The sequence below is a fragment of the Rhodomicrobium lacus genome, from assembly GCF_003992725.1.
Taxonomy (GTDB): Bacteria; Pseudomonadota; Alphaproteobacteria; order Rhizobiales; family Rhodomicrobiaceae; genus Rhodomicrobium; species Rhodomicrobium lacus.
Genome location: NZ_RZNF01000012.1, coordinates 313,850 through 340,098 on the forward strand (window position 1 = coordinate 313,850; position 26,249 = coordinate 340,098).

Here is a 26,249-nt window from a genome sequence, read left to right on the forward strand (position 1 = left end):
AACGGCGGCGAAATATTTCGGATCGGAAGACGGGGGACGGAAAGAAGAGAGGGGGCGGGAAGCGGATACCGGTTGCGCCGGTACCCGCGATTTCAGATTACGAGCCGAGGAGCGGAGCCGGATCGACGGGCTTCGCGTTCTTGCGGATCTCGAAGTGGAGCTGCGGCTGGCTCGCGTCGCCGGTCGAACCGGCCTTGGCAACCACCTGCCCGCGCTTCACCACATCGCACTTCTTGACCATGATCTCGTCCGTATGGGCGTAAGCCGTTACGAACTCGTCGGCATGACGGATCAGGATCAGATTGCCGAAGCCCGGCAGCTCGTCGCCGACATAGGCCACGACGCCATTCTCGGCGGCCTTGACGGGCGTGCCTTTCGGCACGGAGATCGTAAGCCCCTCGTTCACGCTGCCGTCCTGCTGGGGACCGAACTGCCCGATGATCATGCCTTCCACCGGCTTGCGGAAGCTTTTGCCCATGCGCGGCAGCGGATTGGCAAGCGCGGCCTCGCAGGTCGGCTCCTGCCGCGCGGACGTCATCTTGACGTCGGTCGGCGGCGCCTTCAGCGGGTTGGTCGCGTCGGCCACCTGCGGATGAGCGGGCTCCTGCGCGGCTTGTGCATCGGCGGCCTGCCGCTGCTGCGGCTCCGCAATCGGTGCTTCCGGCTTCACGCCGTTCGACGCGATTTCCTGGCGCGGGGCTTCTCGTCCCGGAATGGCAAGCGTCTGGCCCACCTTGATGAGCCGCGCGTTCGGGATATGGTTGGCTTCGAGAATCTGCTTCTCGGTGAGCCCATACCCGCGAGCGATGGCGGCAACCGTCTCACCCTTTTTCACCACGTGGCAGCCGTCGCCCTGGCAGCCGACCGGCTGAGCCTTCGGCGCCTGATCCGTCGCCATCTTCGCTGGATCTGAGCCGGGGATCAGCAAATCCATGCCCGGACGGACGTTGTTGTGCCGGTCGAGGCCGTTCGCGCGGGCGATCATGTCGACCGTGACGCCGTGGCGGATCGCCAGCGAATAGAGCGTGTCGCCGGGCTTCACGGTGACGGTCTTGCCGATGCCGCGTTCCGACGCAACCGTCGAGTTCGGCGACTTGATCTCCGTTCCATTCACGCCAGAGCCAGCGCGCGGGCCGAGCTTCGGCGTAAGCGCTTCTTCGCGGCGGCGCGGCTCATAGAAGTCGCGTTCTCCGGCGGCGGGGGCCGAAGAGTACTCGCGCGGCGCGGGCGAATAGTCGCGCGGTGCCGGTTCGGCGTAGCGCGGCGCGGGCCGTTGCTCGTAGGGCGGCGCGACCTCCGATCGCCGATCATTATAGACCGGCGGCGGAGGAGGAGGCGGTGCGTCGCGCTCGTAACGCGGTTCATAGACCGTCGGAGGCGGCGGAGGCGCCGGGGGCGTGTAATCGCGAGGCCCGTCATCGTAGGGGGTGTAGACGCGCGGCCCCGCATAGCTGCCATCGGGTAGCGGCGCCTGATTGTAGCGGCCATAACCGTCCGCCGTCTTCACGCCGTTCGCGGCCGAAGACTGCTGCTGCCCCGCAAGCGGAGGCAGATCGACGCGCGAAACCTGAAGATAACCGCCCTGCTGGGGAGTTGAGCTCGCAAGCTGGAAGCCGCCACCCTGCTGGTTCGGCTGATACGCGGCAGTCTGGGCATATCCGGTGGCGGCGGGCTGGCGCTGATAATTGGCCTGCGTCTGATAGGCCGCCTGAGTCTGATTGGCCTTTTGCCGGTAAGCGCTCTGGCTGTAGCTTGCCGAGCCGCTTCCCTGACGCGACGCGTCCGCGACACTCGAAGGCGCAGCTTGGGAGTAAGGGGCGGCCGCCGTCTCGTAGCCGCTTCCGAACGACGTTGAACTGAACCGCTCGGTTCCGCCGGAGCTGCATCCGCCCAACAGGACGCAACCGATACCGATCTTTAACGCTGCGCGTACATATGAGGGCTCGCGCTTGCCCACCGCATTTACTTTACTCATCGCAGCACACCTCACTTTCCTTAGGTTATGCGTGCGAGTGCTTAATATTGATTTAAACGGATCGACGATTATCGAATGAACCCGGCGACCCGGGATCAACGTTCGGGGTGCGGCGATCCGCGCCCTGCGTATCGGTTGGCGATCCCTTCGCTGCATCAATCGTGCGACCTGGCGCAGGCCGCGCTAATGGGCAAACGCGAGGACGGCTCGTCCCCAACCCGGCGCATAGGCGTCGAGGGCCAGCTTGACCGTCATGATCAAACAGACCGTCACGAGCATCGGCCTGACGATTGCAGCGCCCCTCCCGATAACGACTTCGGCTCCCAGACGGGCCCCGATCACCTGCCCCAGCGCCATCAGCAGGCCAACCTCCCAGACCACATTGCCGCCGACGATGAAAAAGGCGAGGGAGGCAATATTGCTGGTGAAATTCAGCACTTTCGTATGCGCGGTAGCCTTCGTCATCGTGAAGCCGAGCAACGACACGCACGCCACCACGAAAAAGGAGCCTGTTCCCGGTCCGAAAAAGCCGTCGTAGAAGCCGATGCTCGTTCCGACCAGAGCACCGAACATTGCGTGGCTCATGCGCTGGTGCCGTTCCACGTCCGAAATGTGAGGCGAGAACATGAAGTAAAGCGCACTGGCGATCAGAAGCACCGGGATCAGCGACCGAAGGAACCCCGGGTCGAGCGTTTGAACGAGGATTGCCCCGAGCGCGCCCCCGGCAAAGGTGAATGCGATCGGCACGCGGATTTCATCGAAGGAAACGTAACCCCTTCTGATGAACTTCAGCGAAGCCGAGAAACTTCCGAATGTGCCTTGCAGCTTGTTAGTAGCCAGAGCCGCCTGCACCGGGAGGCCCGCCGCCAGCAACGCCGGTATCGCCAGCAACCCGCCCCCGCCGGCAATGGCATCGACGAAGCCGGCGACAAGACCGACCGCCGTCAGAAGGACAGCGACCTCAGGCGAAAGATAGTCCATGAGCCCCTCAACGCGCTAAAGCGGGGCTCAATGCGCCGATGCCATCGCCAAGGCAAGCAGAATTTTGCGTGCCACAAGCGGCGCGGCGCAGGTCAGAGGAGCGGCACGAAGCGGACGGGAATAAGGCTCTGATAATCCACCCGGGTCTCGGCGCGGGCGACGAGCGCGATCCGCTGCGATGACGTCTTGCCGAGGGGAATCACCATGGCGCCGCAGGGGCCAAGCTGGCCCACGAGGTCGGGCGGTGCCGCGCTGACACCCGCCGTGACGAGAATCCGGTCGAAAAGCCGGTGCTCCGGCCAGCCCTTCGAGCCATCGCCACAGAGCGCGGTGATGTTGTCGAGACCAAGCGCCTTGAAACGACCGACCGCCAGCCGGTGAAGCTCCTCGTGAATTTCTATCGTATAGACATGGCGCGCCAGCCGGGAGAGGATGGCGGTCTGATACCCTGAACCGGTGCCGATTTCGAGCACATCGTGCTTGCGCTGCACGTTCAGCCGCTCGGTCATGTAGGCGACAATATAGGGCTGCGAAATCGTCTGGCCGCATTCGATCGGAAGCGCTTCGTCGGCATAGGCAAGCGGCTTCAGATTTGCGGCCTCTATGAAGAAATCGCGGGGGATGTCCCTCATGGCAGCGAGCACGCGCGGATCGGCGATGGCGTTCCGCTGCAGAAGGTAGATCAGACTTTCCAGCCGCTCGTCCATCATAAGGTTTCCCCTCCGGACGCGACTGCCACCCCCTATTTTTCGATAAAGGCTGACAGTTTCCGACAGGTTTCTCTGTGCGTCAGGTTCAGGCAAAGCGGCGTGACAGATATTGCGCCCGACTTCACCGCGTGAAGGTCGGTCCCCTCCCCCGTGATCATGGACAGCGGCTTGAACCCCAGCCAGTAATAGGGGTTGTTGCGCGTATCCATGCGGTCTTCGATGCGGAGATAGTCAGGGTCACGACGCCCTTGCTCGGTGATCTTAATTCTTTGGACACGTTCCGGTTCCCTGTCCGGAAAATTTACATTTAAAAAAACATCTTTCGGCCATCCCGCTTCCAGCAGCGTCCGAACGAGGTCGGCTCCAAGCTGCATCGGCGTCTGCCAGTGGATCCTGTCGAGATCTTCCCAGTCGACGGCGAGGCTCATGGCGATGGACGGAATGCCGAGCAGCGTCCCCTCGATGGCGCCCGCGATCGTGCCGGAATAGGTCACGTCGTCGGCAACATTCGAGCCGCGGTTGACGCCCGACAGAACGAGGTCCGGTGCCTTGTCGGCCAGCACATGGCGCACGCCCATGATCACGCAGTCCGTCGGCGTACCCTTCACGGCGAAGATTCGGTCCGAGAGTTTGCGCAGGCGAAGCGGCTCGTGCAGCGTGAGCGAGTGCGCGGCGCCGCTCTGGTCGGTCTCGGGCGCGACCACCCAGACATCGTCGGAAAGATCGTTGGCGATCTTTTGAAGAACATCGAGCCCGGGCGCTTCGATGCCGTCGTCGTTCGTGATGAGGATCCGCATGGCGGCTTTTTACGCCAAGCCCGCGCCCGCGTCACCTTCAAAGCGGCGCATCAGGTCTTTCGCCCGCTTCCTCGCTCGTCTGCCGCGCCCTGACGCAAGCTCGCCATCAGATTGCTTTCATCGTGCGCTTGAAGAATGCCGGCGCCGACAGTGGCGCGACTGCTCTCGCCCAGGGGCGACCATGCGTACCGCATCCCCGTTTCTTGCCGCGCTCGCCGCGCTGTTTCTCGCAGCAACCGTCCATCCCGCCGCAGCCCAGTTCCGCACCACCGCGCGCCTCGATACCGGCATCGTCGAGGGCGAAAGCGACTTCACGGGGCTCAGCATCTTCCGTGGCATCCCCTACGCCGCGCCTCCGGTCGGGGCGCTTCGCTGGCGCGCCCCGCAGCCGCCCCGGCCATGGGACGGCGTACGCAGCGCTACGTCCTTCGGCGCCGCCTGCCCTCAGAAGGAGAGCAGGCAGATCAAGTCCGGCGAGATGAACGAGGACTGCCTCACGCTCAACGTCTGGTCTCCCTCGCAAACCGCGAGCGAACATCTTCCGGTGATGGTCTGGGTCCATGGCGGAGCATTCACGACGGGATCGTCGCGCATGCCGATCTACGACGGCGCCGCGCTCGCAAATCGCGGCGTCGTGGTTGTGACATTGAATTACCGGCTCGGCATGCTCGGCTTCTTCGGCCATCCCGATCTGACGCGTGAAGCCGCCGCCGTTGGAGAACCCACCGCGAATTTCGGCCTTCTCGACCAGAAGGCCGCGCTCGACTGGGTGCGGCGCAACATCGCGGCGTTCGGCGGCGATCCGAACAACGTGACGCTGTTCGGCGAGTCGGCTGGAGGCATCAGCGTGCTCGCGCTCATGACGGCCCCGTCGGCGCGCGGCCTCTTTCAGAAAGCGATCGTGCAATCGGGCGGCGGCCGCTGGATCGCGCCGACGCTGTCGGCGTCCACCTCCACCTACCTCTCGGCGCACGAGATCGGCGAAACATCCGCGCGCGCCTTCAGACTGCCCCCGGACCTCGCCCTGGCGGGTCTTCGCGCGATCAACTGGCGCGACCTCGTCGCAACGCTCGGGCGCATTCCGAAGCTTTCCGACAGTTCGCCCTTCATCGATGGAGCCTTCTTCACGACGCAGATCGCGGAGGCGTTCGAGGCGGGAGAACAGGCGCAGGTGCCGCTTGTCGTCGGATCGAACAGCTATGAAGGCGTGCTGCTGCGCGGGGCCTTGAAGGTGAAGACCGACGATGTCTTCCGCGCAGTGTCCGACCGCATCGACGAGATGTCGGCGCTCTATCGCCCGCAACTCATCATGACGCCCGAAACGCTTGCCGATCACATCTGGGGCGACGCCAATTTCGTGGAGCCCGCGCGCATGATCGCGCGGCTCGCGAGCCGCAGCCGACAGCCCGTCTACCATTACAGTTTCGATTTCCAGCCGCCGCTGCTGCGCATCCTCGGCGGCACGCCGCACGGCCTCGAAGTTGTTTACGTCTTTGGAACGCTGAAAAAAATCCTGCCGATTGTCGGCAATTTCGTACACCCGCACAATCACGAGGTGAGCGAAGCGATGATGTCCTACTGGACGAATTTCGCGCGCACCGGCAACCCGAACGCGGGGCGGGAGGGACGTTGGCCCGCCTTCCGCGAGGGCAGCGAACAGACGCTCGTCTTCGGCAACGACCGCTCCTATGTCGAACGCGACCATCTGAAGGAGCGGCTCGACCTGTTCGATGGCGTGGTGTGGGACAAGCGCCCCGGCGCCACGGCGCAGGCCGCGCGCTGATCGCGCGGGCGAAGTCTGCTCACCCCGCGTGGAAGAACAGCACGTCCGGCTGGTAGGTTTCGACCACGAGCGAAATCGGCGACAGGCCGTTGGAGAGGATCGCGCGGTGGCGGAGGATCGGCGCCCGCGCGTCGGCCTCGGGCGTCCAAAGCACGTCCGACGACAGCGTGTCGCGCTGGAAATCGAGATCCTCGACCACGCGTCCGAACGGCGTCTCGGTCTCTTCGAGAAGACGGTTCATTTCGAGGGGAAGCCGCGCGGAAACGTACCAGTTTTCCGCTTCGGAAAGGAACTTGTCGCCGAAGAAGATGCGCACGAGGCGATAGCGCAGCGCATCGCCCGGCGAAACGGCAAGACGCGCGCATTCCTCGGCGGTCAGTTCGCGCCGCACGCCGTCGCGATGCACTTCGGCTGACAGAGCGGCGCCTGGAAGCTTGCCCGACGCGCGGCACCAGCGGTCAAGCGTGTCTGTCGCACTCGGATGGGAAAGAAGGCCTGCGTTAAGCCTTTCGATCAGGGCGGCGGTCGCGCCCGGACGCGAAAAGCGATTCTGAAAATTCAACGTCTGTGCTCCATTGAGGAATGTCGAGGCCCGGTCGCAGCGATGGGCGGTTCGTCAAGCCTCGCCGCTCACCATAAAGGCGGTAAAGCCCGTCCGTTCAAGGCCGAAGCATCCGTAGGGTGAGAAGGCGCGTCGCTTCGGCGCGCCTGAAAGAGGCCCGCACGATTTTCGAGATAAAGCGCAGCCGTCTTCCGCTCGCCTTGCGCTTCGAAACGCCGCAGCGCTTGCGGAATGCCGAGGCGGCGCCTTTCTATTTTTCATGGGCTTAGTCGAAAATATCATGCGCGCCGGACGGCTTTGAGAGCATCTCCGTCTCGAAACTGACAGTTCGCTGACATCGCCGATCAGCAACGCCTCACATCTGGAGGCGCAATCTCCCTAGCAGCAGCGACAGGAGGATTGCATGAGACCTGCAAAAACAGCACTGGCGGCGGCACTCGGCCTCGCGCTCGCGACCGGCGCAGCCGCGCAAGGTGGGATGGGCGGCGGCGGGATGGGCGGCGGAAGAGGCATGTGGCAAGGAGTCGTCACGAAGCTCTGCCCGGCCGAGATCGCCAGGCACTGCGCAACCGTTCCGGCGGCAGCCCAGCGCGATTGCCTCGCGGGCAAGATCAAGGAATTGCCGGAACCATGCCTGACGGCGGTCGAATCGACGGGCGCGGACCGCGGCCCCGGCTCCGGCCCGGTGGCAAGCCTCTGCATGACCGAGATCGCGAAGTTTTGTCCCGAGGTCGAGCATGTGCAGGGACAGGTCCGCCGTTGCCTGATGCAGCACAGCGCCGAGCTTGGGACGCCTTGCACGGTGGCGCTTGAAAACACCGGCCCCGCCTGGGCCCGGTGACAGCGGGAGAGGCCGCTTGTCACGCCCGACGCCCGTGCGGCCTCTCCCGCGAGCTTTCCGGGTTCGATGCGCTCCGCATGTCGGCCGCGCGAACTTTCAGCCGCGCCAAGCCTTCAGCCGCGCCAAACCTTCAGCCGCGCGGCTGCCTCGCGCATGCGCTCGAACGGCCCCGCATAGCTGAAGCGGATGAAGCGGTGCCCGTCCTCCTCGTCGAAATCGACGCCGGGGGTTGCAGCCACGCCCGTCTCATCGAGCATGCGGCGTACGAAAGCGGCGGAGTCCTCTGTGATGCCGCTGGCGTCCGCATACAGATAGAAGGCGCCATCGGCGGGCGCGAGGCGGTCGAAGCCTGCGCGCGGCAACTCCTCCAGAAGCAACGCCCGGTTCCTTGCATACACTGTCTTGTACGCTTCCAGTTCCTCGATCGCATCGAAGGCAGCAATCGCGCCGATCTGCGACGCGGCTGGCGTCGAAATGAAAAGGTTCTGCGCAACGCGCTCGAAAACCCGCACGAGCCGCTCCGGCACGACCATCCAGCCGACGCGCCATCCGGTCATGGAGTAATATTTCGAGAAACTGTTGATGACGATGGCGTCGTCCGAAAAGGCGAGCGCGGTCGCAGCCGGGGCGCCGTAGGTCAGCCCGTGGTAAATCTCGTCCGAGATGAACCACGCGCCCGCTTCGCGCGCCGTTTCGACAAGCCGGGCAAGGTGGGCCGGAGAGAGTGCGGCGCCCGTCGGGTTCGAGGGGCTGGCCAGCACCACGGCGCGCGCGCCTTGCTCGCGGAACGCGGCCGCCAGCGCATCCGGGGTCGGCGCGTAACCCGTCGCCGCTCCCGCAGCGACAGGGACCGGCGTGAGGTCGAGCACCCGCGCGATCTGGCGATAGCACGGATAGCCGGGACGCGGCAGCGCAAGCCCGTCGCCCGGATTGAGAAGAGCGAGAAACGCCAGCACGAAGCCCCCCGACGACCCCGTCGTCACAACGATGCGCGACGGCGAGACCTCGACACCGTAGGCGTCGGCGTAGTGCCGGGCGATGCGTTCGCGCAGTGCGGGAAGCCCGAGCGCGTCCGTATAGCCGAGCGGGCTTTCATCAATCGCGCGCTTCACCGCCTCGCGCACGAGGCGTGGCGCGGGCGTGCCGGGCTGGCCAACCTCCATGTGGATGATGTCGCCGCCCGCCGCCTCAAGCCTGTTCGCGTCGCGCATCACGTCCATGACGACAAACGCGCCGATGGCGCTGCGAAGCGACGGCAAAAGCCCTTCGCCAGCGGGCACCCCTTCGCTCGTCTCGTTATCTTCCACCATGGCCTTTGTCCTTTCGCGAGCCAATCCGGTCACGGATCGCACACAGCGAACCGCGCCCGTGTCATCCTTACGCCCGAATTTCACCGCCATTCTTCCTCAAAAATTTCCGTTCGATGCAGCCCCGTCGGCTCGTTAGACCCTTCGGCAAGCGGCGAGATCCGGGGTGGAAGTTTCCATGGCTTTAACACAAGCGATACCGCGCCTTATCAAACTGGCGGCTTGCGCGGCATTTTTTGCCACGGCGGCAGCCGCTCCGGGCACGGCTCAGGAGATCAGCCTGATCCGTGACGCGGAAACCGAGGCGCTCATCGCCGATTACACTGCGCCCATCTTCCGCGCTGCGGGCGTTTCCGGCAACAATATCAAGGTTCATCTCGTCAACGACAGCAGCTTCAACGCGTTCGTGGTCGATGGGCGCAACATGTTCATCAACACGGGTGCGATCCTTCAGTCCGAAACTCCGAATCAGATCATCGGCGTGATCGCTCACGAGACGGGCCACATCAAGGGCGGCCATATCACCGGCCTCAGGCAGCAGATCGCGAAGATGCAGACGGCGGCTCTCATGCTGCAGGTGCTGAGCATCGGCACCATGGTCGGGGGCGCGGCGAGCGGCAGCAGCGAAGCCATGCAGGGCGGCTCGGCGATGATGATGGGCGGCTCGCAGGTGCTGATGCGCTCGATCCTGTCCTATCGGCGCGCGCAGGAATCCGCCGCGGATCAGGCGGGCGTGGAGTTTCTGACGAAGTCGCAGCAATCCCCGGCGGGGATGCTCAAGACCTTCCGATATTTCGCGAACCAGTCGCTCGGCAACACCCGGATCGATCCGTACATCCAGACGCACCCGGTGCCCGCCGACCGTATCGCGCAGCTTGAGGAAATCGCGCGGAAAAGCCCGTTTTTCGACCAGAAGGACTCGGCGCAGTTGCAGCTTCGGCACGATCTCGTCCGCGCAAAGATCGCGGCCTATTCCTTGAAAGGCAACCCGCAGGCGATCCAGCGACAGTATAATGACAACGGCCTGCCGGCCCGCTACGCGCGCGCCATCATGAAATTTCACGCCGGCGGCTACCCGGCCGCCGCCGCCGCTCTCGAAGACCTTATAGCCCAGCAGCCGCAGAACCCTTGGTTTCACGAACTGAAAGGCACATTTCTTCTTGAAAGCGGCAGGGCGAAGGAAGCGGTCGTTCCGTTCCGCAAGGCTGTGTCCCTCGCTCCGAAGTCGGGTTTCATGCGCATCGAGCTGGCGCAGGCGATCCTCGAAAGCGGCGGCGGCAGCGCCGACGAGGCGCTTCAGTTGTTGCGCGTTGGCATGGTGGAAGAGGAGCAGTCCTATCTCGGTTACCGCCTCCAGGCACAGGCTTACGGCAAGCTGAGACGCTTCCCGGAAGCCGAACTCGCCTCGGCGCAAGCCGCGTTCCACAAAGGCGACGTGAAGGCGGCGAAGATGCTCGCCGAGCGCGCCAAGAACGGTCTTGCCGCCGGTTCGCCCGGATGGGTCAAGGCGGACGACATCGTGAACTTTAAAATGGAAAAAGTGCGTGGCTAGTCGCACCCTGCGATAGCCACCAGAAACGGAAATCCCGGAGAGCCTTATGAAAACGATCGTCAAGAGAGCCGTCGCGCTCGCCATCCCGGCGGCTATGGCCTTGTCCCTTTCCGCCGTGGCGCCGATTGCTGCCAGCGCGCAGTCGGACACGTTCACCGAGGGACAGACGCGGTCCATCGAGAAGATCGTGAAGGACTACCTCGTGTCCCACCCGGAAATCCTCCTCGAAGTTCAGGACGCTTTCGAGAAGAAGGCCGAAGCCAAGCGCGGCGAGGCCACGCGTTCGCGCATGCCCGAATTCTACAAGAGCCTGTCGAGCCTGAAATCCGAACTCGCGCCGCTGACCATCGGCCAGGGCGATGTCACGCTCGTGGAGTTCTTCGACTACAATTGCGGCTATTGTCGCCACGCTCTGCCGGACGTCGTGAAACTCCTCGACGCCGACAAGAAGATCAAGGTCGTTTTCCTCGAATATCCGATCCTGTCGCAGGGCTCGGCCGACGCGTCCAAAGTTGCCATCGCCGCAGCGAAGCAGGGCAAATATTTCGAATTCCACAAGGCGATGTTCGCGGCTGGCCGCGCCAACAAGGAAAGCGCGCTCAAGGTCGCCGAGCAGATCGGCCTCGACCTGGAGAAGGTGAAGGCCGACAGCTCTTCCGCCGAGACCGAAGCGCTCGTGGCAAAGATCGGCGAGATCGGCAAGCGCATGTTCGTGGACGGAACGCCCACCTTCATCGTCGGCGACAAGGTCAACCCCGGTGCCGCCGATTTCGACACGCTGAAACAGATCGTGGAAGAGACGCGCAAGGACGGCTGCAAGGCATGCGCCGAAGCCGCATCGGCGCCCGGTGCGAAAGAAGAGAAAAAATCCTGACGCTTTTGCGCTCCGGTACGAAAGCTGTTAACAAGAGCGCGGTCGGGTTCGCCCGGCTTGCCGCTTGTCCGTTTCGGAAAACCGTGGACCTGTCGCCTTGAAGCCCATCTTCATCCTCAACGGCCCGAACCTCAATCTCCTCGGCGAACGCGAGCCGGAGATTTATGGCGGCGACACGCTTTCGACCATCGAGGAAGCTCTGCGTAATCGTGCCGTCAGCCTCGGTTTGACCATCGATTTTCGGCAGACAAATCACGAAGGCGTGCTGGTCGACCAAATTCAGGAAGCGCGCCATGCGGCGTCTGGCCTCATTCTGAACGCGGGCGCATACACGCATACATCGGTCGCAATTCATGATGCTTTGCGTTCGCTTTCGTTCCCGATCATCGAAGTGCACCTGAGCAACATTTACAAGCGCGAAGCCTTTCGCCATCGCTCCTATGTTTCCCCGGCCGCAACCGGGGTCATCTGTGGACTTGGCGCGCAAGGGTACGGGCTCGCGCTCGACGCGGTGGCGGAATTCCTGAAGTCTTCCGCTCCAATCAACCGGAGTCCCCATGCCTGAAACGGCCCATAAATATCCTAATGAAGAGCTGATCCGAAATCTTGCCCTGCTTTTGAACGAGACGGGTCTGACGGAAATCGAGATCGAGGAGAACAACCTTCGCGTTCGCGTGGCGCGCACGCTGAGCGTGCCAACCCATCTCGTTCCCTCCGGCTATGCGCCGCCCGCCACCGCCGGCGTCGGCGCACCTGCGGGCGGACCGGCTGCGCCGTCTTCCAACCTTGAAAATCATCCCGGCGTGGTGACATCGCCGATGGTTGGCACCGCCTACCGCTCGCCTGAGCCGGGCGCACCGACGTTCGTCGAGGTCGGATCCCAGGTTCGCGAGGGCGATACGCTCCTCATCGTCGAAGCCATGAAGACGATGAACCAGATTGCAGCCCCTCGCTCCGGCACCGTCAAGCGCATCCTGGTGGAGAACGGGCAGCCCGTCGAATATGGCGAACCGCTCATGATTATCGAATAAGGCGGCAGGCTCATGTTCGACAAGATCCTGATCGCCAATCGCGGCGAGATCGCACTTCGCATCGAGCGCGCCTGCAAGGAACTCGGCATCAAGACAGTCGCCGTGCATTCCACGGCGGACGCCGATGCGATGCATGTGCGCCTCGCCGATGAGAGTGTATGCATCGGCCCGCCCGCGGCGAGCGAAAGCTATCTCAACATTCCGCGTCTCGTCGCCGCCTGCGAGATCACCGGCGCCGACGCTCTTCATCCGGGCTACGGCTTCCTGTCCGAGAACGCGCGTTTCGCCGAAATTCTCGAAGAACACGGCATCGCGTTCATCGGCCCCACGCCCGAGCATATCCGGCTCATGGGCGACAAGATCCGCGCGAAGGAAACCGCGAAGGCACTCGGCATCCCGGTCGTGCCGGGCTCCGGCGGCGCCGTCACGACGAACGAGGAAGCCATCGCCATTGCGCGCGAGATCGGCTTCCCGGTGCTGGTGAAGGCGGCGGCGGGCGGCGGCGGACGCGGCATGAAGGTTGCGCGCACGGAAGCCGAACTGCCGATTGCGCTGTCGACGGCGCGCGCGGAATCGAAGGCCGCCTTCGGCGACGACGCGCTTTATCTCGAACGCTATCTGTCGAAGCCGCGTCACATCGAAATCCAGGTGATCGGCGACGGCAAGGGCAATGCCGTCTATCTCGGCGAACGCGACTGCTCGCTTCAGCGCCGCCATCAGAAGATCCTCGAAGAAACCCCCTCGCCCGCGCTGAACGAAGCGCAGCGCAAGGAGATCGGCGAGATCGTCGCGCGCGCGATGCGCAAGCTGAAATACCGGAACGCCGGTACGGTCGAGTTCCTCTATGAAGACGGAGAATTCTTCTTCATAGAGATGAACACGCGCCTTCAGGTGGAGCATCCGGTTACTGAAATGGTCACCGGCATCGACCTCGTGATCGAGCAGATCCAGATCGCGGCGGGCGCAGGCCTCTCCTTCACGCAGGAGGACGTGCGCTTCGACGGCCATGCCATCGAATGCCGCATCAACGCGGAGAACCCGTCCACCTTCCGCCCGTCGCCCGGCAAGATCTCCTACTTCCACCCGCCCGGAGGTCTCGGCGTGCGCGTCGATTCCGGCGTGTATGCGGGCTACACCATCCCCGCCTATTACGACAGCCTCATCGGCAAGCTGATCGTGCACGGCAAGAACCGCAACGAATGTCTCATGCGGTTGCGCCGGGCGCTGGGCGAGTTCGTGATCGACGGCATCGAGACGACGATCCCGCTGTTTTCATCGCTGATTCAGCAGTCCGATATCGTCGACGGGATGTACGACATTCATTGGCTCGAAAAATATCTCCATAAGCATTAGATTAGAGGGACGGGTTCTTACGCGACGAAAGAGGCAGGTTCGCGGACAATGGGATCGCCCTCCAATCTCAGCATTGAAATCACGCCGCAGGTTCTGCTCAAAGCTTATGCCTGCGGCATCTTTCCGATGGCCGAAAGCGCCGAGGATACGACGCTCTACTGGATCGAACCGGAACGGCGCGGCATCCTCGCCCTCGACGCACTGCACGTGCCGCGCCGGCTCGCCCGCGTCATCCGGCAGGGCAAGTTCGATGTCCGCGTGGACAGCGACTATCATGGCGTGATCGAAGGCTGCGCATCCTCGCGCGCAGGGCGACGCACCACCTGGATCAACAAGCGCATCCGCGAGCTTTACGCCGATCTCTTCGAGATGGGTTACTGCCACACAATAGAGACATGGCGGGACGGCAAGCTTGTCGGCGGGTTGTACGGCGTGGCGCTCGGGCGGTCGTTCTTCGGCGAAAGCATGTTCTCCTACGAAACCGACGCGTCGAAGGTGGCGCTCGTCTACCTCGCCGCGAGGCTTCGCTACGGCGATTTCTGCCTGCTCGACACGCAGTTTGTCACCGAACACCTGCGGCAATTCGGCGCGCAGGAAATCAGCCGCGCGGCATTCCACCGGCGGCTGGAGCGAGCGCTTCAGGGTTTCGGGGCGTTCGACCGTCTCCCGGCCGATATGTCCGCCGAGGGCGTTTTGCAGCTCGTGAGCCAGACGTCGAAAGTCGGATGCTCCACCGCATGAAGCCCAGGGCTCTCCGCGAACGTCCAGCCCGTGAAGATGCGATGCGACGAGCCGTCCAGCACGACCTCGTCCACCTCGATGAATGCGCTCGTCAGAGGCGTTTCGGTGGACGGCCGCGTATAGCAGGCGCGCGGGGTGATCATCAACGCGCCGAACGTAACCGTTCGCCCCATGGGTATTTCGAGCGGCTGGACGCGGCCTGTCACCTTGTCGAGCGCCGCGAAGACCGCGACTGAATTCGCGAGCCTGTCGGCAGAGGCGGGAATGGCCTGCGCCGCGACCGCAAAACCGGCGAGGACCGTCGAAAGAGCTATCTGCCGCGCGTTCATGATCATACCGGAAAGCCTGGACAGTTGAAGCGTCCCGCGCTCGCGCCGACGCCCGAAGTTCTTGTTGCCGATCGACGTGGCCGCATTGTGAGCGCCTGCCGATCTCCCGAGCAGCCAGCGCGGCCGCTGTTCACCAATAGATCAGCTCGCGTCAGATCGAAATCGATTTGACACCGGAACACCGATCGAAACCTCACTCTGCCGCATCCGGGTCGATGCAAGATCCGGTGCCGTGAGCGAATATGATGGAACGCCACCGCGAAGGGCTTCTCGAAGGGCGCGATCTCCACTGCGAGCCGTCCGGCAGCGCAAGCGCAGCAAAAACGATGTCTCGACGCCGAAGATCGCTGAACGAACACAAGCGCCTTATCGCGGCAAAAGTCTGGCGGCGACGCGCAGGCGCACATAATCCGCCCACCAGCGCCCTTCTTCGTCGCAAAGGCTCGGCCTCAGCAGCTCGACCGCATGTGCGAGCGCCGCTTCGCGGACCTTGCCCGAGAACTGGTCGAAGAATGGTTTGCGGAACGTTGCGAGCCAGCCCTCGATGCCGGTGGGCAGCGGCGTGGGGCGCGGCACGAGTTCGATTCGCTCGCACATGAGACCGTTTTTATAGAGAAGCCCTTCATAGGCGCGCGGGCTTGGAAAATACCAGGGATGTGCGAGGGCGGGATTGCCCTGATAGAGGCGTGCCGCCGAGCGCAACGCCGTAACGATGGCAGCGACATTGCCGAAGCCGCCGAACTCGGCGACAAAACGCCCGTTCGGCTTCAGCACACGGGCGACGCCCTGAACGACATCCTCGGCGCGCGTCATCCAGTGCAGCGCCGCATTCGAGAACACAGCGTCGAAGTCACGCGGAAGGTCGATCGCCTCGCCGCTCATGGCGCGCGCGTCGAGACCGCTTGCCGTCGCCGCCGCAAGAAGCGCTTCGCTCGTATCGATGCCGAGAACCGATGCACCGCGCTCCGCGATCTTTGCGGTCAGCGCGCCATCGCCGCAGCCGATGTCGAGCACGCGCTCGCCGGGTCTGGGATCGAGCCACGACAAAATTTCCGCTCCGAGGTCGGAGACGAAGCGCGCGTTTTCCTCGTAGCCCGCCGCGTTCCAGCTCTGCTCGCCGGAGGCCGCGCGCGCATGAATTGGGGGCTTATTCGGCATTCCAGGGCTGATAATCGCCATCGCCTTTCGGACGGCGCATCTCGCCGACGAGGCTGCCTTGCGGACGATAGGCCAACGGCGTGCCGGTCAGGTTCGGCTGATGCGGCTTCTGCCACGGGCGCGAATGATAGGTATCTTCAGTCGGCGGCGTATCGACGATGTAGTGCAGCCAGCCGAACCAATCGGGGGGAACCTTGCTCGGCTCCGCATAACCCTTGTAGATGACCCAGCGGCGCGGCCTGCCAGCCGTGCCGGTCCCGCTCGCGTCCTGATAGTAGCGATTGCCTTCGTCGTCTTCGCCGACGAAGATGCCGCGCGCGTTCGTGTAGAGCTTCGTCGACAGCGTAGCGCCGTTCCACCAGGTAAAAATGTCGCTGAACCAGCCCATACATGCCCTCGGTCTTTGACCTGCTTTTACGCGAATCACAGGCGGGCGTCCACACATTCGCGGCCATGAAGGCACCCTTGCGCATCGCTCAGCCCGCGCGCGGCTTCCCGGCAAGCCAGGGCATGACCCCCGAGAAATCCTTGTCGGCGCCGCCTTCCGCGACGAACGCCTCGTAAAGTTCGGCAGCGTGGCGTCCGAGCGGCGTCTCGGCGCCCACGCTTTCCGCCGCGCGTTGGCTGAGCTTCAAGTCTTTCAGCATGAGAGGCGCCGAAAATCCGGGCTTGTAATCGTTGTCGGCAGGTGAATTCGGCCCGATGCCCGGCACGGGACAATAGGTGTCGATCGACCAGCAACGCCCCGAAGACGTGGACACCACATCGAACATGGCTTTTCGGTCGAGGCCGAGCTTGTCCGCCAGCGAGAACGCCTCGCACACAGCGATCATTGAAACGGCCAGCACCATGTTGTTGCAGATTTTCGCCGCCTGCCCCGCGCCCCGGTCACCGCAGTGAACGAGCGTCCTGCCCATGCGCGACAGGATCGGCCGCGCCGCTTCGAACGCCGCCTCGCTGCCGCCCACCATAAACGTAAGCGTGCCTGCGGCGGCGCCCGCCACACCGCCCGAAACCGGCGCGTCGAGCGACTTCAGTCCGGCATTCGCGGCCGCCTCGTGCGCCGCGCGCGCATTCTCCACGTCCACCGTCGAGCAGTCGATCAGAAGCGCGCCGGGCCGCGCCGCCGCGATGACCTCATCGTAGACGGACGCGAGAATCGCGCCGTTCGGCAGCATGGTCACAACCGCGTCGGCATCCGCTGCCGCATCGGCGCAGCTGGCCGCCATCGCGATCCCGGCGGCTTGTGCCCGCTCCGACGCCCAGGGCGTCGTGTCGAAGCCTTTCACGTCGAACCCCGCCCTCGCGAGATTGACCGCCATGGGCAGCCCCATATTGCCGAGCCCGATGAATGCGATCCGTTGCATGGCCGTTTCCTCGTTTTTTGATCTTTTGGGCGGGCGACAGTCACGACATGGTCGGAATGACGAAGCTCGCGCCTTCCTTGACACCCGATGGCCAGCGCGATGTGACGGTCTTCGTCTTCGTATAGAAGCGGAACCCGTCCGCGCCGAACTGGTTCAGATCGCCGAAGCCCGAGCGCTTCCAGCCGCCGAACGTGTAGTAGGCGAGCGGCACCGGAATCGGCACGTTGATGCCGACCATGCCGACATTCACGCGGGCCGCGAAGTCGCGGGCCGTGTCGCCGTCGCGGGTGAAGATGGAGACGCCGTTACCGTAAGGATTGTCCATCGTCAGGCGCAGCGCGTCGTCGTAGGTCCGAGCGCGCACGACCGAAAGCACGGGGCCGAAAATCTCTTCCTCGTAAATTGCCATATCCGCCGTCACATGGTCGAAGAGGCAGGGGCCGACAAAGAAGCCGTCCTCATACCCTTGCAGCGAGAAGCCCCGCCCATCGACGGCGAGCGTAGCGCCCTCCTCCACGCCCTTGCCGATCAGCCCGAGCACGCGGCGTTTCGCTTCCGCCGTAACGAGCGGGCCGAAGTCGGCGTCTTCGCTCGTATAGGGCCCGACCTTCAGCCCCTCGACCCGGGGGATGAGCCGTTCCATCAGCCGGTCCGCCGTGCCCTCGCCGAAAGGCACCGCCACCGAAATCGCCATGCAGCGCTCGCCCGCCGCGCCGTAGCCAGCGCCGACGAGCGCATCCGCCGCCTGATCGAGATCCGCGTCAGGCGCGATCAGCATGTGATTCTTCGCGCCGCCAAAACATTGGACGCGCTTTCCCGCCGCGCAGCCGCGCGTGTAGATATATTCGGCGATGGGTGTGGAGCCGACGAAGCCCACGGCCTGAATGTCGGGATCGTCGAGGATCGCGTCCACCGCTTCCTTGTCGCCGTTGACGACGTTCAGCACGCCATCGGGCAGACCCGCCTCCTGCATCAACTCGGCGAGCATCAGCGGCACGGACGGCGCGCGCTCGGACGGCTTCAGGATGAAGGCGTTGCCCGCCGCAATGGCCGGTCCGAATTTCCACATCGGGATCATGGCCGGGAAGTTGAACGGCGTGATGCCCGCGACGACGCCGAGCGGCTGGCGCATGGACCAGATGTCGATACCGGGCCCCGCGCCCTCGGAGAACTCGCCCTTCATGAAGTGGGGCGCACCGATACAGAACTCGATCACCTCAAGGCCGCGGATCACATCGCCTCTCGCGTCGGGCAACGTCTTGCCATGTTCGCGCGAGATCGCCTCGGCAAGCCTGTCCATGTCGCGATGTAGAAGCTGTACCAAAGCCATCATGACGCGGCCGCGCTTCTGCGGATTGGTCGCGGCCCAGGCGGGCTGCGCGGCCTTCGCGTTCTCCACAGCCGCGCGGATTTCCGCCCCGCTCGCGAGCGCCACCGTCTTCTCTGGCCGCCCCGTCGCCGGATTGAACACCGCCGCGAAACGGCCGGACGTTCCGGCGACGCGGCTTCCCCCGATGAAATGCCCCAGTTCCTTGTGGCCCAAAGTCATGTCGCCTCCATTTTCGGGCTGGCGTTGCTCCCGCAACCATGATGGCGCTGGGCGGATTGCGTCAGCAAGCCCAAACGCTGAGCATTCGACCAAAGCGGGGAGCGCCGGGAGGAACGTTTCCCCCGTCGTGGCCGGGTGTGAAAGAAGCGAAGATCCACGTGGCGGCTGTGTCGCCGGGCGCGGCCGCCAGCTACTGCGCGAGGCTTGCCGCCTCCTCGGGCGGGGGAAATGCCGTCCCGGCCGCAGCCGCGAGCCGTCCGACATCGGCGATCGTATAGTTGGAGCGGCCTTTCCTGCTGATGAGCCCCTCCCGCATGAGGCTGTTCAGCGCGGCGGAGGTTGTCTGGCGAGACGAGCCGACAAGGTTGGCAATTTCCTCGACGGTCAACTCTATGAAAAGCCGGATTTCGGTTCCGTCGCCTCCCAGTGCGGCGACATTCCTCCGCTCCGCCCTCGCGCGGTCGAGGAAGAAGCGAGCGAGCCGCTGCTTTATGTCCCGGAACATCAGATCCTCGATCGTCCGCATGCAGCCCATCATCGCCCGGCCGAGGATGCCAATGAGGCCGAACGCCAGGGACGGATTTTCCTCAAGCTTCTTCGCGAAGGTCGCGATGTCGGCGTAGCGGATATCGGTCTTTTCGACGGCCTCGATCAGGCAGCCGGAATGCGTGCAGAACATGTCGCCGGGGACGAGGTAGAACAGCGTCATCTCGCGGTCCTCGCCGATCAGATAGACGCGCAGCTTGCCGTGCATCACCACCAGGACGCCGTCGCGATCAAGAAGGCCCGCGCTGATGAGCGCTCCCTTCTCGTGACCTTGCGCAATGAAGCCGTCGAAAAAGGAGGCTCCCGAAGGCTTCGCGAGGATGTCGTCGATACTGAAACGCGGCGGCATGGGCTTCTACCTCGGCAGGGACTCTCTTCGCGGAGCGAAGACGGACGTCGCTTCGAGTCTTCACGCGTGCCGCGGCCTGTCAATCGCTCATCTTTTTGGGGGCCGTCTCGCCGCTCTTTGTTCCTGCCTGGCGGTGAACTGTCCGATCCATCAGCGCGACACTTTGATGCCAGCCTTCTCGCGGTCAAACACGTTTGAAAGCGTTGCTAACGCTCGTTCTCTAAGTTTGTATTTCTGGATTTTTTCGGTTGGAGTCAGCGGGAACTCATCGACAAAATCGACATAACGCGGAACCATATAGTAAGGCATCCGGCCGTCGCAGAAGCGGATGATCCCCTCGGCTGTGAGCGCCGCCCCCTCCCGCGCCTTCACGTAGATCATGACCTCATCCTCGGAAAGCTCCGAAGGAACCGCAATGGCCGCCACATCGTCGATATCCGGGTGCTGCCTGACGAGGGCTTCCAATTCCTGCGTGGAAATGTTTTCGCCGCGCCGCCGGATGCTGTCCTTGATGCGATCGACGTACCAGAACCAGCCGTCCTCGTCTTTCCACGCGCGGTCGCCCGTGTGGAACCAAAAGTTGCGGTTGTTGGAGACGGTTGCCTCCGCCATCTGGTCGTAGCCGAGCATCACGCGCCACGGATCGGCGGGCCGGAAGACAAGTTCGCCGATTTCGCCGGCAGGTAGCTCGACGTCATTCTCATCGACGATCCTGACTTCGGCGTCGCCGCGCGGCTTGCCCATGGACGCCATCTTGTCAAGAGGATCGCCGGGCAGATACATCACGATCGGGAAATTTTCGCTCATCGAGAACCACGTCACGTTCTTGAGCGCGAAGCGGGATTCGAATTTCTGGATGAAATCTGCGGGCGTCGGCACGGTGAAGCAAAGGCGAACGGGGTTGTCCGCATCGTCAGGGCGTTCCGGCTGGTTCCAGATGATGGTGATCATCGCCCCCAGCGCGGCAAACTGTGTTGCCCCCGCAGCCCGGATTTCGTCCCAGAAGCGGCTCGCGGAAAACCGGCGCGACAGCGCAACCTCGGCGTCGGTCCATATCGCCGTGTAGGAAGTGTTCCAGATCGCGTTGACATGAAAGAGCGGCAGACAGGTGTACAGGATATCGTCACGGGAAAGCGACGTGTGCCGCGTGAAAATCTCGGCCGTACCCCAGCCTTGCGCCTGGGCGGCGAGAACGCCTTTCGAGGGCCCCGTCGTCCCGGAGGTAAAGAGCACAAAATGCGGGTCCGAAAATCTCACATCAACGTCCGGCGTGGCGTCGCTTCCCTTTTCGACGCCCTCGAATCCCTGCGCCGTCACGCCACGAAAACTTCGCACCGCGGCGCCCTTCCCCCGCACGATGACGAGGCGCACATCCGTAAGGTCTTCTTCATACGCCCACAGCCTGTCGGAGAGTTCCGCTTCCACGACGACCGCCACGCAGCGAGCTTTCTGAACAAAGTACCGCAGCAGATCTCCGCGTGCGGCCGAGTTGATCGGCACCGCAACCGCGCCGATCTTGCCGAGCGCGAGTTCTATGAGCAAAAGGTCGGGCGTGTTGTCGAGCAGAAGGCCGACACGCTCGCCCTTGCGGATACCGAGGTCCGCAAATCCGTTGGCGAGGCGGTTGGTCCGCACATGCAACTCCTCATAGGAGACGCGGCTGTGTTCAAAGGTGAGAAAAGTCTTGCCGCCGTTCTTGCGCGCCTTGTCCGCAAGAATGTGTCCGACCGTCCTGTCGGTCAGCGCATATTGCTCGAATGCCATTTTCAACTCTTCGATGAATGGTAGGCTTCAATCCCGGCCCTGAAACCGTCGCGATTGCGCGCGCCGGTATCGCGGGGGGACAGGGCGAAAATCGTCTCTACGATGATGTCGAGCGAGACGGGAAGTCGGCCGGAGGCGAAAGCAGCGCCGAGCAGGATCGCGTTGGCTCCCGCGCGACTTTTCACGACATCGAAGGCAAGCCGTGTCGCCGGGATCGCGGTTACGCGCGCTACGCCCCGCGTGGCCAGATGCTGCTGGATCTCTTCCACCGAATCCGCAGCAATGGGTGCCTTCAACAGATGGTTTGGCTCGCCGTTGACACGAACAAAAGCGTCGTTCGTGATCACTTCGGTTCCGGCATTTGCGAAAAGGAGGCTCGTCCTGAAAGTCTCAAACGGTTCGAGCCCGATGATGAGATCCCCCTCGCGCGGGCGGATGCGGGGTGAAAGAAAACGGTCGCCGGTTCGGATATGAGCCGAGGTAATCGCGAAGCGATGCGTTATGGCAGGGTATTCAGTGGCTGCGAACCGAAGACCCGCGCGATCAAGCGCAGCCACAATGATTTTCGAGGCAAGAATAATGCCCTGCCCGGACTGGCCGACAATGATGATGTTGCTGTTCGTCATCAGACGGTGTCCTCGCTCGTTGCGCGCTTTTCCTTCCGCTGACGGTCGACGATGAGTGCGCAGGCTCCCGTCGTGATGACGACCGAAACGCCCTCTACCGCCATCCCCTCCTCGAAGGCCTTGCGCAGTTCGGCCACATCGTAGGCGTCGACAACGCGTAAAAAGTCCACCTGCAGGGGTTTGATGACTTCTTCGAGCGAAAGCTCTTTCGTGGGCTTTCGCGTCGCTGTCAGACCAAATGCCCCCGGATGCGGCTGGTGGCCCGTCTCCGCCGACGACTTGTTGTCGAGGATCAGCAACAGGACGTTCGCACGGTTGTAGACCGCGTTGATGAGTTCCACGATCCCATTATGGAAGAAGGTGCTATCGCCCATCACGGCGGCGATCTTCCCCAATCCCGCATGGCTGATGCCGGTGGCGACCCCGAGGCCGGCGCCCATGCAGACGAAGGTATTCGTCAGGCTTACAGGCGCGTATTGCGAAACGAAGCCACAGCCGGAGTCGCCGCAGGCGATCCCCTCGCCTGGGAGCGTATCGAGCACCTCGCGAAGAATGCGCGTCGGCGCGGTTTCCGGACAGCCGGCGCAGAACTGGCCACCGACTTTGAACGGCACGCTCTCGCGCACGAAATCGAGCGTCGCTTCGTGCGCCTTTCTCGAATCCGCCAGCGTGGATGGCCGGTCGAGGAGACGCGCAATCACCGGCTCGATGACCTCCGAGGTGATTTCTCCGGAGTACGGGATATCCTTCGTCTTTTTCCCGAGAATGCGTCCCGCGCCCTCCACCTCGCTTGCAAGTGCGCGCACCTGTTCCTCAATCACGGCCTCAGTCTCCTCGACAATAAGAAACTGCTCGTATTGGGCGAGCGTGCGCTTCACGAGAGCCGGAGGCACCGGGAGCGTAAAACCGAGTTTCAGAACGGCCACTTCCTCCTCCGCATCGAGCAGTGAAAGCGCCTCTGTCGTCTCGATGGACGCCAAGCCGGAAGTAATGACGCAAAGCGACGCTCTATCCGGACCTGAGAGTCTGTTGAACGGACAGCCGTCAGCGGCCTTCAGCACTCCTTCCTCTGTCGGCGCATCGCGCATGAGCGCCAGATAAGCGCCGGGCGCTTCGCCGTGGAACCGCTTGTGCAGCAGAGCGGTGCCGGTTTCCGGCCAACCCAGCGCCGGATAGCCGCTCCAGCCCCGCGTAACGTTTTTCTCGAACCGAGGAGCGATGCGGCGCTTCTCGTGGTCGATCGCTCCGAACGTCACCTTCCCGCGGCTGTATCCCTGGCGCACCGTGACGCGCACGAAGACCGGCATGGCGATGTCTTCGGAAAGCCTGAAGGCGTAGGCGACCATGTCCTTCACCTCCTGCAACGTCGCAGGCTCAAGAACGGGGACTTCAGCGAAGCGGGCGAGGTTACGGAAATCCTCCTCGGCCTGCGTCGTCTCCGCGCCCGGATCGTCTCCCGCTACGATCACGAGTCCGCCGACGCCCACCATGCTGGACGATGCGAGCGGGTCGAGGATCCAAGGCACACCCACATTCTTCATGAGACACATCGAACGCGTCTCGCTCATCGCAGCCCCTAGGGCGACTTCATAGGCGCATTTCTCGTTCGCCGACCACTCGACATGCATCTCCGGGAAAACCTGCGCGGCGGCCGAAAGCGCGTCGATGACATAGCTCACGGGCGCGCCCGGATAGCAGGCCACGACGCGCACGCCGGCCTCGATCGCTCCGCGAGCAATGGCGTCGTTGCAGGTCAGCACAGCCGCTTCGCCCGGCTGATCGCGCGTGAGATCGCCGCTCACGAATTTGTTGCTTGGATCGACGAGCTGATGTGAAAAATGGGAATGCTTTTTCAGCATGTGCGCCAAGCTCTTTCCTCGGATTGGAGAAACACCGGATTAATCCTCCGTGACAGCAAAATTTTTGTTGCGCCATTAAGTCGATAAAATATATCAGGTCAATACAACTCTTACCTAGTGGGGTCCCATGTCAATCAACGAGGGATGCCGACGCCTGTGGCGCTTGGCATTCTTGTTCACCATCGCCGCAGCCTGCATCGGCGGCGGCAAGGCCTGGGCGGACGAGCTTCCGCTCGGCATCTGTCAGAGTACAGCACAAGGCCCGGCGAAATTCTCTACCGCCCTCTGGAAGGGCGCGGAGATCGCGATCTCCGAGATCAACTCGCAAGGCGGTGTCAATGGCCGCAAGCTGAAACCGGTGCCTGTCGATGTCGGAAACAACGATCCGGCGCAAGCACGCCTGTCTCTCAACAAGGCCATCGACGTTGACAAGATTGTCACACTGGTTTGCTGGGGCACCAACGTCATGGTGCAGAACGGGCCGCTGATCGACGAAGCCGATATCGCTGCCTTCACCACATCTTCCGGGACCGGCGTCGTCAAGGCGTCGAAGCTGACGCAGCAGCTGGAAGCCGTCACCACGCTCTACTGCAAGGTTTCCGCCAAGCACGTCAAGGCACAGTATCCGGATGTGAAGACCTTCGCCGTGCTCTACGTCAATTATGAGTTCGGCATCGAGATGCGCGATAAATGTGCGGACGAGTTTGGCAAGCTCGGCATCACGCTCGTCGCGTCCGAGGGCCACCCGAACGCCCCGCCGGATCTTCGCGCCCAGGTAACGAAGCTGCTGGAAGCCAAACCCGATGCCATCTATCTGGCTCCGATCGGCGGCGGCACTGTCGCCCTCGGAATTCGCACCGCGCGGGAACTCGGCTTCGATGGGCTCCTCGTCACCTACGGCGCTGGCGACACGCCCGACATCTATAACCTCAAGGTTGCAGAAAAGAACTTCTTCTTTGTCGGCAATGAAGTGCCCGAGACTGCGCCAGATGTGGTGAAGCAAACAACGGCGACCTACGGCGGTTATACGCCGTTCGGCTACGAGTATGTCTGGCTGGCAGCGAAACTGATCAAGGAAGCTGGCGGCAGCGAAATATCGGGCAAGAAGCTTATCGCGAAGCTCAGGGAAGAAGGCGACATCCAAACCCCGGTCAATCGCTATATCTTCAAGGCCGACGGCAACACCAGCCGACCGCTCGCGATCTTCACAATCGCAAATGGTGGACGGAAGCTCGAACGCATCCTCTCCGCCTCGGAAATCGAGTAATCGCGAAAAAGAACGGCAGCCCGGAGCAAACTCATGACATCGGTGCATTCGGTGCTGCCGTTCATCGTCAACGGCATATCGCTTGGTCTCAGCATCTCTCTTGTGGCGCTTGCGATGGCACTTATCTGGCGAACGGCCGGAATCGTGGATTTCGGCCTGGGGGCGGTCTATCTCTTCGCCGCCTATGCCACATTCGTTCTGACCAAAATCGTTGGCTTGCCTCTCCCCGCCGCTATCCTTGGAGCGCTGGCCGTCGGCTGCGCAACATCCGTCCTTCTCTACGTCCTCATTTATCGCGGTTTCATAAAAAACCACGCGCCCTTGTTCGTAATGGTGCTCGTCGGGATTTCGTTCTTTACGGCAACGCAGAACCTGATTTCCGCCTTCGGGAGCCCTGAAAAGCGCTACGTCATCGATCAGATCCTGCCCGGCATCGAATTGCTGGGTACCCGGCTCAACGCCGCCCAGATCGCGAAGATGGCCGCAAGCCTGATCGCGCTTGTTGGCGTCGCTCTGTTCTGCACGAGAACGGGGCCGGGCCTTACCATCTGTGCTGTCGCGGATAACAAGACGCTGGCTCAAGGTGTCGGCATCGCACCCAATCGGACCTACATCTGGGTGTACGCAATAGCAGGACTGCTGGTGGCCTTCGCCGCGATCCCCGACACGCTCGAAACCGGAGTCGATCCCTTCGTGGCGATGAACCCCGTGTTTCTCGCGCTTGCAGCAATCATCATCGGCGGCCTCAACACTTTCAAAAGTCCGATCCTCGGGGCGGTTCTGCTCGGTCTCGCCTTCCATCTCGCGGTTTGGATCCTGCCCGCAACGTGGCAGGAAGTGGTCGCTTACGGTTTCGTTCTCGCGGTTCTGCTGGCCCGTCCTCAAGGTCTGTTCGGCGGTATCAATCCCGTCAGGGAGCGCGCCTGAT

The 26,249-nt window shown here is 63.1% G+C and carries 25 protein-coding genes; 10 read left to right on the forward strand and 15 right to left on the reverse strand.

The features are described 5' to 3' along the window. Nucleotides 1-97 precede the first annotated feature (97 nt). From EK416_RS10870 to surE, 4 genes are all read right to left on the reverse strand, one after another. The gene (locus EK416_RS10870) at nt 98-1,975 is read right to left on the reverse strand and encodes a LysM peptidoglycan-binding domain-containing M23 family metallopeptidase (protein ID WP_164729988.1); all 1,878 of its coding nucleotides are present in this window, start codon (nt 1,973-1,975) and stop codon (nt 98-100) included. 183 nt (nt 1,976-2,158) lie between these two features. After that, nucleotides 2,159-2,956 (reverse strand): TSUP family transporter, encoded by a 798-nt coding sequence (locus EK416_RS10875; protein ID WP_127077516.1) that lies wholly within the window; start codon nt 2,954-2,956, stop codon nt 2,159-2,161. A gap of 92 nt (nt 2,957-3,048) precedes the next feature. Further along, on the reverse strand, nt 3,049-3,666 hold the full coding sequence (locus EK416_RS10880) for a protein-L-isoaspartate(D-aspartate) O-methyltransferase (RefSeq protein ID WP_127077517.1): 618 nt from the start codon (nt 3,664-3,666) through the stop codon (nt 3,049-3,051). Nucleotides 3,667-3,698: 32 nt separating this feature from the next. Next, complete coding sequence (gene surE, locus EK416_RS10885) at nt 3,699-4,463, reverse strand: 5'/3'-nucleotidase SurE (protein WP_127077518.1); 765 nt, start codon at nt 4,461-4,463, stop codon at nt 3,699-3,701. A 181-nt stretch (nt 4,464-4,644) separates the two neighbouring features. Between surE and EK416_RS10890 the strand changes: the two genes are divergently transcribed. After that, nucleotides 4,645-6,246: a carboxylesterase/lipase family protein gene (locus tag EK416_RS10890; RefSeq protein ID WP_164729989.1), complete on the forward strand. Its 1,602-nt coding sequence runs from the start codon at nt 4,645-4,647 to the stop codon at nt 6,244-6,246. A gap of 19 nt (nt 6,247-6,265) precedes the next feature. On the opposite strand, the gene EK416_RS10895 is transcribed toward EK416_RS10890, so the two are convergent. Further along, nucleotides 6,266-6,808, reverse strand: a complete 543-nt coding sequence (locus EK416_RS10895) for a hypothetical protein (RefSeq protein WP_127077520.1) — start codon at nt 6,806-6,808, stop codon at nt 6,266-6,268. A 403-nt stretch (nt 6,809-7,211) separates the two neighbouring features. On the opposite strand from EK416_RS10895, the gene EK416_RS10900 reads away from it, so the two are divergent. Further along, the gene (locus tag EK416_RS10900; protein ID WP_127077521.1) at nt 7,212-7,649 is read left to right on the forward strand and encodes a cysteine rich repeat-containing protein; all 438 of its coding nucleotides are present in this window, start codon (nt 7,212-7,214) and stop codon (nt 7,647-7,649) included. A 113-nt stretch (nt 7,650-7,762) separates the two neighbouring features. On the opposite strand, the gene EK416_RS10905 is transcribed toward EK416_RS10900, so the two are convergent. Continuing rightward, nucleotides 7,763-8,959, reverse strand: coding sequence for a pyridoxal phosphate-dependent aminotransferase (locus EK416_RS10905; protein ID WP_127077522.1), 1,197 nt, complete (start codon nt 8,957-8,959; stop codon nt 7,763-7,765). Nucleotides 8,960-9,134: 175 nt separating this feature from the next. On the opposite strand from EK416_RS10905, the gene EK416_RS10910 reads away from it, so the two are divergent. The 6 genes from EK416_RS10910 to aat all read left to right on the forward strand — a co-directional run bounded on the left by EK416_RS10910 (nt 9,135) and on the right by aat (nt 14,507). Then, complete coding sequence (locus EK416_RS10910) at nt 9,135-10,508, forward strand: M48 family metalloprotease (protein WP_127077523.1); 1,374 nt, start codon at nt 9,135-9,137, stop codon at nt 10,506-10,508. A 46-nt stretch (nt 10,509-10,554) separates the two neighbouring features. Continuing rightward, nucleotides 10,555-11,382 (forward strand): DsbA family protein, encoded by an 828-nt coding sequence (locus tag EK416_RS10915; RefSeq protein ID WP_127077524.1) that lies wholly within the window; start codon nt 10,555-10,557, stop codon nt 11,380-11,382. Between the two features lie 97 nt (nt 11,383-11,479). Beyond that, the gene (gene aroQ, locus EK416_RS10920; RefSeq protein ID WP_127077525.1) at nt 11,480-11,947 is read left to right on the forward strand and encodes a type II 3-dehydroquinate dehydratase; all 468 of its coding nucleotides are present in this window, start codon (nt 11,480-11,482) and stop codon (nt 11,945-11,947) included. After that, nucleotides 11,940-12,413: an acetyl-CoA carboxylase biotin carboxyl carrier protein gene (accB, locus tag EK416_RS10925; protein ID WP_127077526.1), complete on the forward strand. Its 474-nt coding sequence runs from the start codon at nt 11,940-11,942 to the stop codon at nt 12,411-12,413. Before aroQ ends, accB begins: the two co-directional genes overlap by 8 nt. A gap of 12 nt (nt 12,414-12,425) precedes the next feature. Continuing rightward, nucleotides 12,426-13,766: an acetyl-CoA carboxylase biotin carboxylase subunit gene (gene accC, locus EK416_RS10930; RefSeq protein ID WP_127077527.1), complete on the forward strand. Its 1,341-nt coding sequence runs from the start codon at nt 12,426-12,428 to the stop codon at nt 13,764-13,766. 48 nt (nt 13,767-13,814) lie between these two features. After that, entirely contained in the window at nt 13,815-14,507 is a 693-nt protein-coding gene (aat, locus tag EK416_RS10935) for a leucyl/phenylalanyl-tRNA--protein transferase (protein ID WP_127077528.1), read from the forward strand. Here the strand turns inward: aat and EK416_RS10940 are convergent. From EK416_RS10940 to EK416_RS10980, 9 genes are all read right to left on the reverse strand, one after another. Next, nucleotides 14,405-14,836 (reverse strand): DUF2155 domain-containing protein, encoded by a 432-nt coding sequence (locus tag EK416_RS10940; RefSeq protein WP_245434024.1) that lies wholly within the window; start codon nt 14,834-14,836, stop codon nt 14,405-14,407. The genes aat and EK416_RS10940 overlap by 103 nt on opposite strands. Nucleotides 14,837-15,202: 366 nt before the next feature. Then, a complete protein-coding gene (locus tag EK416_RS10945; protein ID WP_127077530.1) occupies nt 15,203-15,994 on the reverse strand; it encodes a class I SAM-dependent methyltransferase in 792 nt (263 codons plus the stop codon). Next, on the reverse strand, nt 15,984-16,382 hold the full coding sequence (locus tag EK416_RS10950) for an NADH:ubiquinone oxidoreductase subunit NDUFA12 (RefSeq protein ID WP_127077531.1): 399 nt from the start codon (nt 16,380-16,382) through the stop codon (nt 15,984-15,986). Before EK416_RS10950 ends, EK416_RS10945 begins: the two co-directional genes overlap by 11 nt. 88 nt (nt 16,383-16,470) lie before the next feature. Beyond that, nucleotides 16,471-17,445, reverse strand: coding sequence for a 3-hydroxyisobutyrate dehydrogenase (gene mmsB / locus EK416_RS10955; RefSeq protein WP_245434025.1), 975 nt, complete (start codon nt 17,443-17,445; stop codon nt 16,471-16,473). Continuing rightward, nucleotides 17,402-18,910 (reverse strand): CoA-acylating methylmalonate-semialdehyde dehydrogenase, encoded by a 1,509-nt coding sequence (locus EK416_RS10960; RefSeq protein ID WP_127077533.1) that lies wholly within the window; start codon nt 18,908-18,910, stop codon nt 17,402-17,404. Before EK416_RS10960 ends, mmsB begins: the two co-directional genes overlap by 44 nt. 190 nt (nt 18,911-19,100) lie before the next feature. After that, nucleotides 19,101-19,805: a Crp/Fnr family transcriptional regulator gene (locus EK416_RS10965; protein ID WP_127077534.1), complete on the reverse strand. Its 705-nt coding sequence runs from the start codon at nt 19,803-19,805 to the stop codon at nt 19,101-19,103. Between the two features lie 150 nt (nt 19,806-19,955). Next, the gene (locus tag EK416_RS10970) at nt 19,956-21,569 is read right to left on the reverse strand and encodes an AMP-binding protein (protein ID WP_127077535.1); all 1,614 of its coding nucleotides are present in this window, start codon (nt 21,567-21,569) and stop codon (nt 19,956-19,958) included. 2 nt (nt 21,570-21,571) lie between these two features. Then, nucleotides 21,572-22,195 carry a 2-oxoacid:acceptor oxidoreductase family protein gene (locus EK416_RS10975; protein WP_127077536.1) on the reverse strand — a complete coding sequence of 208 codons (624 nt, stop codon included), beginning with the start codon at nt 22,193-22,195 and terminating at the stop codon, nt 21,572-21,574. Next, nucleotides 22,195-24,054: a thiamine pyrophosphate-dependent enzyme gene (locus tag EK416_RS10980; protein ID WP_127077537.1), complete on the reverse strand. Its 1,860-nt coding sequence runs from the start codon at nt 24,052-24,054 to the stop codon at nt 22,195-22,197. Before EK416_RS10980 ends, EK416_RS10975 begins: the two co-directional genes overlap by 1 nt. A gap of 163 nt (nt 24,055-24,217) precedes the next feature. Between EK416_RS10980 and EK416_RS10985 the strand changes: the two genes are divergently transcribed. Beyond that, the gene (locus tag EK416_RS10985) at nt 24,218-25,321 is read left to right on the forward strand and encodes an ABC transporter substrate-binding protein (protein WP_164729990.1); all 1,104 of its coding nucleotides are present in this window, start codon (nt 24,218-24,220) and stop codon (nt 25,319-25,321) included. 33 nt (nt 25,322-25,354) lie between these two features. Beyond that, on the forward strand, nt 25,355-26,248 hold the full coding sequence (locus EK416_RS10990; protein WP_127077539.1) for a branched-chain amino acid ABC transporter permease: 894 nt from the start codon (nt 25,355-25,357) through the stop codon (nt 26,246-26,248). The last annotated feature ends 1 nt before the right edge of the window (nt 26,249 follow it).